At 51.1% G+C, this 11382-nt stretch carries 10 protein-coding genes; 2 read left to right on the top strand and 8 right to left on the bottom strand.

Going from position 1 to position 11382, the window contains the following annotated elements; translation table 11 throughout:
- Window position 1 precedes the first annotated feature (1 nt).
- The 8 genes from rseP to rpsB all read right to left on the bottom strand — a co-directional run bounded on the left by rseP (window position 2) and on the right by rpsB (window position 7407).
- The gene (gene rseP, locus FCN78_RS03285; RefSeq protein WP_077650538.1) at window positions 2-1357 is read right to left on the bottom strand and encodes a sigma E protease regulator RseP; all 1356 of its coding nucleotides are present in this window, start codon (window positions 1355-1357) and stop codon (window positions 2-4) included.
- A complete protein-coding gene (ispC, locus tag FCN78_RS03280) occupies window positions 1354-2550 on the bottom strand; it encodes a 1-deoxy-D-xylulose-5-phosphate reductoisomerase (RefSeq protein ID WP_077659566.1) in 1197 nt (398 codons plus the stop codon). Before ispC ends, rseP begins: the two co-directional genes overlap by 4 nt.
- Window positions 2551-2568: 18 nt before the next feature.
- Window positions 2569-3420 (bottom strand): phosphatidate cytidylyltransferase, encoded by an 852-nt coding sequence (locus tag FCN78_RS03275; RefSeq protein WP_069363543.1) that lies wholly within the window; start codon window positions 3418-3420, stop codon window positions 2569-2571.
- Between the two features lie 15 nt (window positions 3421-3435).
- On the bottom strand, window positions 3436-4206 hold the full coding sequence (locus FCN78_RS03270; RefSeq protein WP_077659565.1) for an isoprenyl transferase: 771 nt from the start codon (window positions 4204-4206) through the stop codon (window positions 3436-3438).
- A gap of 75 nt (window positions 4207-4281) precedes the next feature.
- On the bottom strand, window positions 4282-4839 hold the full coding sequence (frr, locus tag FCN78_RS03265; protein WP_069363541.1) for a ribosome recycling factor: 558 nt from the start codon (window positions 4837-4839) through the stop codon (window positions 4282-4284).
- A gap of 53 nt (window positions 4840-4892) precedes the next feature.
- On the bottom strand, window positions 4893-5621 hold the full coding sequence (gene pyrH / locus FCN78_RS03260) for a UMP kinase (protein ID WP_046074177.1): 729 nt from the start codon (window positions 5619-5621) through the stop codon (window positions 4893-4895).
- Between the two features lie 82 nt (window positions 5622-5703).
- On the bottom strand, window positions 5704-6546 hold the full coding sequence (tsf, locus tag FCN78_RS03255; protein WP_077659564.1) for a translation elongation factor Ts: 843 nt from the start codon (window positions 6544-6546) through the stop codon (window positions 5704-5706).
- A 132-nt stretch (window positions 6547-6678) separates the two neighbouring features.
- The gene (rpsB, locus tag FCN78_RS03250) at window positions 6679-7407 is read right to left on the bottom strand and encodes a 30S ribosomal protein S2 (RefSeq protein ID WP_046074175.1); all 729 of its coding nucleotides are present in this window, start codon (window positions 7405-7407) and stop codon (window positions 6679-6681) included.
- A 447-nt stretch (window positions 7408-7854) separates the two neighbouring features.
- Here rpsB and map point away from each other — a divergent pair, with 447 nt between their 5' ends.
- Together map and glnD are read left to right on the top strand one after the other, a co-directional pair.
- On the top strand, window positions 7855-8649 hold the full coding sequence (gene map, locus FCN78_RS03245; protein ID WP_077458453.1) for a type I methionyl aminopeptidase: 795 nt from the start codon (window positions 7855-7857) through the stop codon (window positions 8647-8649).
- A 54-nt stretch (window positions 8650-8703) separates the two neighbouring features.
- The gene (gene glnD, locus FCN78_RS03240; protein ID WP_077659562.1) at window positions 8704-11322 is read left to right on the top strand and encodes a bifunctional uridylyltransferase/uridylyl-removing protein GlnD; all 2619 of its coding nucleotides are present in this window, start codon (window positions 8704-8706) and stop codon (window positions 11320-11322) included.
- Window positions 11323-11382 lie beyond the last annotated feature (60 nt).

Genomic DNA, 11382 nt, shown 5'->3' with positions numbered 1-11382 from the left:
TTTAAAGTCGGGCGAAGTCGTTAAACAATGCCACTGCCATTACCATCATCAACACGGCAGCGCCGATTCGATACCCAAAATCCTGCACACGCTCCGATACCGGTCGCCGTGTGACAGCCTCAATCCCAAAGAACAGCAAATGGCCGCCATCCAATACGGGCAGAGGGAGTAAATTGATAATGCCCAGGTTCACGCTAATCAGTGCCATAAACCCTAAAAATGAGATCAACCCGATCTCCGCGGTCATCCCCGCGCCTTTTGCTATCGATATAGGGCCGCTCAAGTTATTCACCCCTACATCGCCCGTAATCAGCTTTTTAATCATATTGACCGTCATACTGATCACTTGGCCTGTTTTATCTACCGCTTCAGGTATCGCGGCTAGTGGTCCATATTGCTGAGTAAACCGATATGAATCCGGCCACGCTTCCATTTGCGGCGCAATACCGGCATAACCTATCACTTTGCCATCGCCTTGGCGCGCATCCGGCGTTAGCACCACAGACTGTTGCTGTCCTTCTCGCATGACCATCAGTGACAACGCTTGATTCGGGCTGGCTTTAATCACCTCGACCAAACGCTCCCATGACGACAGCTCGGTGTCACCCACGGCAATAATTTTATCGCCTTGCTTGAGACCCGCCTGCTCTGCCGCGCTTCCCTCTACCACTTGCGCGATCGATAACGTTATCGCAGGGCGATAAGGCGTGATCCCTAATGTCGTCAGTGGCGATTGCTTTTCTGGATTAAACTGCCATCGGTCTAAGTCCAGTTGATAATCTCTGTCATAACTGGATGTAGGCGTCGGCTTCGCGGTGAGGGTCATGCTCTCATCACCGATATGGCCGATCAACGCAAAATTCACAGCTTGCCAATCAGCGGTTTCGACGCCTGAAACTTGGGTTAGTTCCATCCCTGACTCAATTCCCGCATCCGCCGCGATCGAGTTGGGTGCAATTTCACCAATCACTGGCTTTACCGCGGGCACACCTATCATCATCACCAGCCAGTATGCAAAAACGGCAAAGACGAAATTAGCGATGGGGCCAGCAGCAACAATCGCACTGCGCTGCCATAAAGGTTGGTTGTTGAAAGCAAGGGGTTTATCCGCCTCAGGCACTGCCTCAATACGCTCGTCCAACATTTTGACATAGCCGCCAAGAGGGATAGCAGCAATCACGTACTCAGTGCCATCCTTGCCATATTTGCGCCATAGTGCACGGCCAAAACCAATGGAAAAGCGCTCTACCTTCACGCCGCAACGACGAGCGACCCAGAAATGACCAAACTCATGAATCGCAACCAGTATTCCCAGTGCGACGATAAACGCCGCTGCATTCCATAGAAACCCACTCATCGTGCCACCTTAGCAATCTGCTCATTTGCAGTCATGCGCGCTATTCTATCCAGCTCAAATAAGCAATCCAAGCTTGTCGGTGTCGGGAGCGGCAACTGAGTCATGACCTGCTCATTAATACGGGCAATATCCATAAAACCCACTTTGCCTGCCAAGAAGGCCGCCACGGCTTGTTCATTGGCCGCATTCAAACTTGTCGTTGCCGCCTGTCCTTGCTCACACGCTGTCATGGCGAGCGATAAGCATGGGTAACGCCGGGCATCGGGGGCCATAAAGGTAAACTCACCAATTTGGGTAAAATCGAGGGGCGCGACAGGCGCTTGCACGCGTTCGGGGTGTCCCATCGCATGCGCAATAGGGGTGCACATGTCCGGTGTCCCTAACTGTGCTAACACCGAGCCATCACACATCTGTACCATGGAGTGGATCACTGACTGAGGATGGATCACCACCTCCAACTGATCAGGCTTGGCGTTGAATAACCAACGCGCTTCAATGTATTCCAAGCCTTTATTCATCATGGTGGCGGAATCAACCGAGATTTTCGGTCCCATCGACCAGTTAGGATGCGCGACCGCTTCTTCGATACTGACAGCCGCCAAGCTGTCCGGATCGCGATAACGGAACGGGCCGCCCGATCCCGTTAATAAGATTTTGTTGACCCCAGCGGCGTTAAGATCGCAGCGTCCAGGTGCTTGCTGTACCGCGTCAGGCAAGCATTGAAAAATGGCATTGTGTTCGCTATCTATCGGCAGCAGTTCTGCACCATACTGATGTACCGCATCAATAAAGAACTGCCCTGACATCACCAAGGCCTCTTTATTGGCCAGTAGCACACGCTTTCCCGCCTTAACCGCAGCCATGGTCGAAGGTAACCCTGCTGCGCCGACAACAGCAGCCATCACCATATCAACGTCCGGTAGTGACGCGAGGTGGCACAGGCTCTCTGCGCCGCCAAGGACTTCGGTACGCAGGCCTTTCTCCGCAAGCGCTTTGCGCAATTGATGTGCCGCACCGTCATCCGCCATTGCGGCGTATGCGGGCTGCCAACGGACACACAAGGCGACCATTTTCTCAACATTGGTATGCGCCGCCAGTGCGGTGACGTCATACTGCTCAGGGTTCGCTTCCACCACTTTCAATGTGCTGGTACCAATCGAACCTGTCGCGCCTAAAACGGTGATTTTTTGCATGTAAACGACTCGTTTCACTTAATTCGCAAACGCGAAATACAACACAGTAAACACGGGGAATGCGGCTGTTAGACTGTCAATACGGTCGAGAATACCGCCATGACCAGGAAGAAGGTTACCACTGTCTTTGACCCCTGCCACACGCTTAAACATGCTTTCAGCAAGATCCCCCAACACCGAGGCTAAAGCAGTTACCACCGCAATCGCTAACAAGACCCCAAGGTTGGCAAAGTGAAGCTCTAACGCGTAGGCACCCAGCCAGGTCACCCCGACCGCCGCGGCCAGCCCGCCCAGTAACCCTTCAAGGGTCTTATTCGGGCTCACCGCCGGTGCCATTTTGTGTTTGCCAAACTTCTTTCCAGCAAAGTAAGCACCGCTGTCCGCACACCAAACCAGCACAAATACCAGCAGTACTAATTTGGCACCGTAGTAAGTGGAAAATTGATAATCCGCGGCGCGCAGTAACAACACACTCCACATAAAGGGCAACATAGTGAGCAAGCCAAACACCAAACGAAGGAGTTTACTGTGGGTCCAATAGCTGCCGGAGCGCGGGAATGCGAGCACAAGAACAGTAGCAAATAGCCACCAAGCCGCCCCTGTGGCGGCGACCGCAAAAGGCGGTAAACGGACGTGCCCCAATGCCATGGCGTCAAAAGGGAGAGCAAACAGAGACAATGCCAACGCCGCAGCGGGAATGATAAAAGTCAGCAGGCGTGACGACGCCGAAACAAATTGCGTCCACTCCCAAAGTCCAATAAGCGTGACGACCGCTATCGCTGCCACAAAGGCAGGAAACGGCAAGTAGAAAACGCCCGCGACCACTAACGGGACTAAAAAGGCCGCGGTTAAAACTCGTTGTTTGAGCAAACTGATTCCTCGTGGTTACTTATCCGTGGTTATCATGGCTTTAATTTGCTCGCCCGTGCAGCCAAACCGTCGTTCTCGGTTGACGTACCAAGCCACAGCATCATACAAACTCTGTTCGTTGAAGTCCGGCCAATACTGCTCAGTAAAACACAGCTCGGCATAAGCGGCTTGCCATAAAATAAAGTTACTGATGCGACACTCCCCGCTGGTGCGGATCATCAAATCCACGTCCGGTAAGTCAGCCAACATCAAATAGCGAGCAATATCTTGCTCACCGATATCGTTCGGTTGCAACTGCCCCGCGGCGACCTCTTCGGCCACTCGGCGTGTTGCCTGGGTAATATCCCACTGCCCACCATAGTTAGCAGCAATATTGAGCACCAAGCGATCATTGTTTGCCGTCAGCGCTTCGGCTTCAGCGATTTTGGTTTGCAGGGACGGGCTAAAGCGAGAGGTATCACCGATAATGCGTAATTGTACACCGTGACTGTCTAGCCGCTTGACTTCACGAGAAAGCACATTGATAAATAGCTCCATCAATACGCTTACTTCATCTTCAGGACGACGCCAGTTCTCACTGCTAAATGCAAATAACGTCAGGGCTTTTACCCCGAGTTCAGACGCCGCTTTCACCGTTTTACGCACCGCTTTGACACCCGCTTTATGTCCAAACACACGGGCTTTGCCTCGTGCTTTGGCCCAACGTCCATTGCCGTCCATGATCACGGCAATGTGCTGCGGTAAAGCGGCAGATTCGAGCTGCGCATCAAGAGACTGGGAACTCATGTTTCTCCTTGGCAAATAAAAAGCGCTGTACTGCACGCACAGCGCTTTAGCATCGGCGGTAAAGTCTAATGAGATTTAGACTTCCATCAACTCTTTTTCTTTTGCATCAAGAAGTGCATCAACATTCTTGACCGCTTCATCGGTCAACTTTTGAATGTCATCTTGCGCGCGACGCTCATCATCTTCAGAGATTTCTTTGTCTTTAAGCAGCGCTTTAAGATCATTGTTAGCATCACGGCGAATGTTACGAATGGCTACACGACCTTGCTCGCCTTCGGCACGCACCACTTTCACCATGTCTTTGCGACGCTCTTCGGTCAACGGGGGCAAAGGAACACGGATCACTGTGCCGGCAGAGGCTGGGTTGAGGCCCAAGTCTGAGGTCATGATTGCTTTTTCAACCGCTTGTGTCACTTGCTTGTCGTACACGCTGATCGCCAACGTACGCGCATCTTCTGCAACAATAGAGGCCAGCTGATTCAAAGGGGTCGGTGCACCGTAGTACTCAACCGTGATCCCTTCAAGCAAGCTTGGGTGGGCACGGCCTGTGCGCAATTTACCTAGCGTGTGTTTTAGCGCGTCTACACTTTTATCCATACGCGCTTTGGCGTCGTCTTTTATGTCATTAATCACGGGAGTATCCTTGCGATTGAATTAGTTTGTAAGATTATGCCACCAATATCGGCTTAGCTGTTAGTGATCAAGGTGCCTTCTGCCTCGCCCATCACGACACGGCGTAATGCACCTGGCTTGTTCATATTAAAGACACGAAGGGGCAGCTTATGATCACGTGCTAGCGTAAATGCGGCCAAATCCATCACTTTCAACTCTTTTTCTAACACATCTTGGTATGTCAGCGAGTCATAAAGCGTTGCATCTGGGTTTTTGGTTGGGTCATCGCTGTACACACCATCGACCTTGGTTGCTTTAATCACGATATCAGATTCGATTTCAATACCGCGTAAACAGGCCGCTGAATCCGTGGTGAAGAAAGGGTTACCTGTCCCGGCGGAGAATATCACCACACGACCATTGCGAAGCTGGCTAATCGCTTCTGCCCAATTATAGCTATCACATACACCATTCAAGGGAATGGCCGACATCACTCGCGCGTTCACATAGGCACGATGAAGTGCGTCACGCATTGCCAACCCGTTCATCACGGTGGCTAACATACCCATGTGATCGCCCACAACACGGTTCATTCCCGCCTCAGCAAGACCAGCACCCCGGAATAGATTACCGCCACCGATAACCAAACCCACCTGAACACCCAGCTCGACCAGTTCTTTGATTTCTTGTGCCATACGATCTAGCACAGCGGGATCAATCCCGAATCCATCATCGCCCTGCAGGGCTTCACCGCTAAGTTTAAGTAAAATTCGTTGATAAGCTGGCTTAGGATTTGTGGTCATTTCACTACCTTTCTATTAGGCACTCGTTGGGGAAGAAGGTTATGGAAGACCGCGGCGAGTACCGCGGTCTGAGTCAGAAAAATTAGCTTTGTTGCGCCGCAGCAACTTCTGCAGCAAAGTCTACTTCTTCTTTCTCGATGCCTTCGCCCACTTCAAAGCGGATGAAGTCGGTCACTTCGGCACCTTTTTCTTTCAGCATTTGGCCCACAGTTTGTGATGGGTCCATGACGAATGCTTGACCTGTCAGAGAAATTTCACCGGTGAATTTCTTCATGCGACCAGCAACCATTTTCTCTGCGATCTCAGCAGGCTTGCCTGATTCCATTGCGATATCAACCTGAATTTGCTTTTCTTTCTCTACCACGTCGGCAGGTACATCTTCAGGGTTAACATAGTCAGGCTTAGACGCGGCAATGTGCATCGCCACGTGCTTGATGGTTTCTTCGTCCGCTTTTGCCGCAACGATAACACCGATGCGACCACCGTGACGGTAAGAACCCACTTTCTCGCCTTCGATGAATGAAACACGGCGGATATCCATGTTTTCACCGATTTTCGCAACCAGGTCAGCACGCTGCTGTTCAAATTTTTCTTTCAGCGCGTCGATGTCAAGGCCTTCAGCCAGTGCGGCTTCAGCAACTTGATCAGCAAACTCTGCGAAGTTTGCATCTTTTGCAACGAAGTCAGTTTCACAGTTGATCTCAACGATCGCAGCTTTGCCTTCGTTTTCTTTCACTAGGATCACGCCTTCAGCAGCAACACGGCCAGCTTTCTTCGCTGCTTTTGCCGCACCGCTCTTACGCATGTTCTCGATTGCTACTTCGATATCTGCGTTCGCTTCAACCAGTGCTTTTTTACATTCCATCATGCCAGCGCCAGTGCGCTCGCGAAGTTCTTTAACCAGGGCAGCGGTAACAGTTGCCATTGTTCAATCCTCGATTCGAAACTATTTGGGTAAAAAACAGGGGCCCGAAATCGGCCCCTGCTAACCATACTTAGCTTACAGCATGAAAGATGACACGCTGATGGCTAAGAACGCTCACAAGGAGCTGTCGTCTTATTCAGCGACTTCAACCAGCTCGTCTTCTGCTTGCGCAACGATGTCTTGGCTACGGCCTTCTTTGTAAGCGTCAGACGCGGCATTCAGGTAAAGCTGGATAGCGCGGATTGCGTCATCGTTACCTGGAATGACGTGGTCAACGCCGTCTGGGTTAGAGTTAGTATCTACCACTGCAAATACTGGGATACCCAGGTTGTTCGCTTCTTTGATGGCAATGTGCTCGTGATCCGCATCGATAACGAACATTGCATCAGGCAGGCCGTTCATGTTTTTGATACCACCCAGTGATTTGTCGAGCTTTTCCATCTCACGGGTGTACATCAGTGCTTCTTTCTTGGTCAGCTTCTCAAACGTACCGTCAGTAGACTGAGTTTCCAGGTCTTTCAGACGCTTGATAGATGTACGAACGGTTTTCCAGTTAGTGAGCATGCCGCCCAACCAACGGTTGCTTACATAAAACTGCTCGCAGTTTTCTGCTGCCGCTTTTACCGCTTCGCTTGCTGCGCGCTTAGTACCAACGAACAGGACTTTACCTTTACGCTCACCGATTTTTGACAGTTCAGCCAAAGCATCGTTAAACATTGGTACAGTTTTCTCAAGGTTGATGATGTGCACCTTGTTACGTGAACCAAAGATGAAAGGCTTCATTTTTGGGTTCCAGTAACGAGTTTGGTGACCGAAGTGTACGCCCGCCTTGAGCATGTCGCGCATTGAAACAGTAGCCATGATAATTTCCTCTTGGGGTTAGGCCTCCACATATCCCATCCACCGACCCGCTTGAGGGCACCCCGGTCAATGTGTCGATATGTGTGTGATTTAAAATAAAAAATGTTGAGTGAAGACCATCAAACTGAAACCCAGCTCAGCCAGATTGATCACAATGACGGTTTTCGGCGCGCTTTATACCACAAAAACACCAGTAAAATCCAGCAATATTGCGCATTCGGTCAAGCTTGGTTGCCACCGCCTCTCATCGGGATCCCGCCCCTTTTGGTTTCCAGAACGCAGATGGCTTGGTACCATAGCACCACGATCATACGGCTGCTCACCTCAGTCGCTGCGACAAGCGTAGCAGCTCTGAGCGGCTGTGCTCGATGATACCGAGCGTGAAAAGATCCGGCTCTCGTTCTCATCGTCATCATTGAGCGACCCAAATTAAAGTGAGAAAGCAAAATGACAATCCCGATTAAAACAGAAGAAGAAATTGAAAAAATGCGCGTCGCTGGCCGCTTGGCGTCCGACGTGCTCGTCATGCTTGGCGACCATGTAAAACCCGGCGTCACCACCCGTGAGCTGGATGACATTGCTCACAAATATATGACTGAAGTGCAAGGCACGACACCGGCCACCTTGGATTATCATGGTTTTCCCAAATCCATGTGCACCTCGATTAACCATGTGGTTTGCCATGGCATTCCGAACGATGACGATGTGCTGCAAGAGGGCGATATCGTCAACATCGATGTCACTGTGATCAAAGATGGCTACCATGGCGACACCTCAAAGATGTTTTTAGTCGGTGAGGTGTCTTTGGAAGACAAACGTCTATGTCGTGTCACACAAGAAAGCCTCTATCACGCGATCAAAAAGGTCAAACCCGGGGCAACCGTGGGCGAGCTTGGCTCCGCCATTCAAAAATTCATTAAAAATAGCAATACACGCTACTCGATCGTTAAAGAGTACTGTGGGCATGGCATTGGTGCGAGCTTCCATGAAGATCCTCAAGTGGTGCACTACAAAAATAATGATCGCACTGTACTCAAACCTGGCATGTGCTTCACCATCGAGCCTATGATTAATGCAGGTAAATACGGTACCGTGCTTGATGAAGACGACGGCTGGACGGTGTATACCATCGACGGTAAGAAATCGGCCCAGTGGGAGCATACGCTACTGGTGACCGAGACTGGGGTCGAGGTATTAACGCTGAGAGAGGAAGAGAGCCTCCCGCGTTACATCAACCACTAATCCAACCCATAAAAGCCGGCTTCGCTCCGGCTTTTTTTTGCGCAAAGGATCACCATGACAGACACAGTGATTACGCCACAACATCTCGGGGATGATCAGCTCGACCCCATTACCCTAAAAGCCCAATTCCAGCAATTGCTTGAGCAGCAAAAACAGGACTTTTTGGCCAATGTCCCTGTGGCGGAATTGGTATACCTGCGCACCGATTATATGGATGCCTTATTGGCGCGCTTGTGGCATCACTTTGGGTTTGCACAAACCTCACTTGCTCTCGTCGCGGTAGGGGGATACGGCCGGCGTGAGCTGCACCCCCTGTCGGATATCGATTTACTCCTACTTTGCCAATCCCCACTGGATACCCATCAGCAACAACGTTTAAGCGATCTGCTGACCCTCTTATGGGATTTAAAGCTTGAAGTCGGCCACAGTGTACGCACCGTCGACGAGTGCATTCGTGTTGGGCTGGACGATTTGACTGTCGCCACCAACTTGCAAGAATCTCGCTTATTATGTGGTGACGCTCAGCTTTTTGAGGCGCTTGAAGCGCGCGTGCATGATGACAGTTTTTGGCCCAGTGAGCGCTTTTATCGAGCCAAAGTCGACGAGCAAAAAGCGCGTCATCGCCGCTACCATGATACGGCCTACAAGCTTGAGCCTGATTTGAAACTCAGCCCTGGCAGTCTGAGAGACATCCATACCTTGTCTTGGATTGCGCGCCGTCACTTTGGCGCCACCAGCTTACGAGAGATGAGCGACTTTGGCTTTTTGACCGACGCGGAATTTCGCGAACTCAATGAGTGTCAAAACGTATTGTGGCGTATTCGCTTTGCGCTTCACCTTGAGCTGCGCCGTTACGACAACCGCCTGACCTTTGCACACCAAACATCGGTCGCGGAGCTGCTTGGCTATCGTGGTGAAGGCAACCGTGCAGTCGAAACTATGATGAAAGACTTCTTCCGCACGCTTGGACGCGTCGGCGAGCTTAACAAAATGCTGCTACAAATCTTTGATCAAGTGATCATCGACAATGGCCGCACGGGTGACGTTGAGGTGTTAAGTGACGATTTTCAGCGCTGCGGACGCACCATCGAAGCGCGTAAACCCGCGCTATTTCAAGCGCGACCGGAAACCATTCTCGATATGATGCTGCATATCGCTAACGACACCTCGATTGAAGCGATTGCGGCGCCTACCCTGCGGCAATTGCGTACAGCAAGACGTCGACTCAATCACTTTTTGTGTCAGCAAGAAGACGCACGTGAAAAATTCATGGCCTTGGTTCGTCACCCCAATGCGCTGCACAAAGCGTTTGGTTTAATGCACCGCCACGGGGTGATGTCCGCCTACCTGCCGCAGTGGAGTCAAATTGTCGGCCAAATGCAATTTGACTTGTTTCATGTCTATACCGTCGACGAACATACCATTCGCCTACTCAAACATATGCGCTTGTTTGATGACGAGGCCAACCGAGATCGCCATCCCATTTGTTGTGATGTCTTCCCCCGCCTAGCACGCCGCGAGCTTTTACTGATTGCGGCCATTTTTCATGACATTGGCAAGGGGCGCGGTGGCGATCATAGCGAGATTGGCGCCATTGAATCGCATGATTTTTGTTTAGAGCATGGTTTATCCAAACCAGAAGCAAACATTGTCAGCTGGCTCGTCCGTAACCACTTACTGATGTCCGTCACCGCGCAGCGCCGTGATATTTATGATCCTGATGTGATTACTGACTTTGCCAAAGAGGTGCGTGATGAAGAGCGGCTGGATCTTCTCCTTTGTCTTACCGTGGCCGACATCAATGCCACCAACCCAGATTTATGGAACAGTTGGAAACGCACACTGATCGCAGAGCTATATTACTCGACACAAAAAGCACTGCGCCGCGGCTTAGAAAACCCACCAGATGTACGTGAACGCATTCGTCATAACAAACACTTAGCGGCTGCCATGTTACGTAAACAAGGCCATAGTCCCAGGGATATAGAAGTCTTATGGCAGCGTTTTAAGGCGGACTACTTTCTGCGCCATACCCACAAACAAATTGCTTGGCACAGTGAACATCTCCTTCATCACGCCGGCGACACCCCACTGGTGCTGGTCAGTAAAAAAGCAACCCGTGGCGGGACCGAGATTTTTGTTTACTGCCAAGATAGGCCCAGCTTGTTTGCACGCGTGGTGGCGGCACTCGATAAGAAAAACCTGAGCGTCCATGATGCACAAGTGATGACCAGTAAAGATGGTCACGCCCTCGATACCTTTATGGTGCTAGACCAAAATGACGAGGCCATTCCTCTTGACCGTCACCCAAGCATTATCGAAGGGGTCAGCAAGGCACTGGCAGAAACCGGGACAATGACTATCCCCAAACGGCGAGCCCCGCAAAAGCTTCAGCATTTTTCGGTTAAAACCCAGGTCCTTTTCTTACCCACGAAAAACGGTCGTCGCACATTGATGGAGCTGGTGGCACTCGACACACCAGGATTACTGGCTCGGGTGGGGGCTGTCTTTGCGCGCCAAAATGTCAGTGTCCATGCCGCTAAAATCACCACCATTGGTGAGCGCGCCGAAGACTTTTTTATCGTCACCGACGCAGAGAACCAAGCATTAACCTCCGAGCATCAGGCACAGTTAAAAGCGGCACTGGAAAAAGCGCTCGCGCGCGCCAAATAACAAGCGCCCCCTATCAATCATGCAAAGCGACAATGAGTGCGTCGCTTAATAGAGGCAACA

Origin of the sequence: Salinivibrio kushneri (genome assembly GCF_005280275.1) — a bacterium.
GTDB lineage: Bacteria > Pseudomonadota > Gammaproteobacteria > Enterobacterales > Vibrionaceae > Salinivibrio > Salinivibrio kushneri.
Note: the sequence above shows the minus strand (reverse complement) of the source record. Positions and strands in the feature narration are given on the sequence as shown.

Bases quoted from the DNA above. Each gene is read 5' to 3' on its own strand.
- rseP (WP_077650538.1), bottom strand. From the start codon at position 1,357: ATGAGTGGGTTTCTATGGAATGCAGCGGCGTTTATCGTCGCACTGGGA.
- ispC (WP_077659566.1), bottom strand. From the start codon at position 2,550: ATGCAAAAAATCACCGTTTTAGGCGCGACAGGTTCGATTGGTACCAGC.
- FCN78_RS03270 (WP_077659565.1), bottom strand. From the start codon at position 4,206: ATGAGTTCCCAGTCTCTTGATGCGCAGCTCGAATCTGCCGCTTTACCG.
- pyrH (WP_046074177.1), bottom strand. From the start codon at position 5,621: ATGACCACAAATCCTAAGCCAGCTTATCAACGAATTTTACTTAAACTT.
- tsf (WP_077659564.1), bottom strand. From the start codon at position 6,546: ATGGCAACTGTTACCGCTGCCCTGGTTAAAGAACTTCGCGAGCGCACT.
- rpsB (WP_046074175.1), bottom strand. From the start codon at position 7,407: ATGGCTACTGTTTCAATGCGCGACATGCTCAAGGCGGGCGTACACTTC.
- map (WP_077458453.1), top strand. From the start codon at position 7,855: ATGACAATCCCGATTAAAACAGAAGAAGAAATTGAAAAAATGCGCGTC.
- glnD (WP_077659562.1), top strand. From the start codon at position 8,704: ATGACAGACACAGTGATTACGCCACAACATCTCGGGGATGATCAGCTC.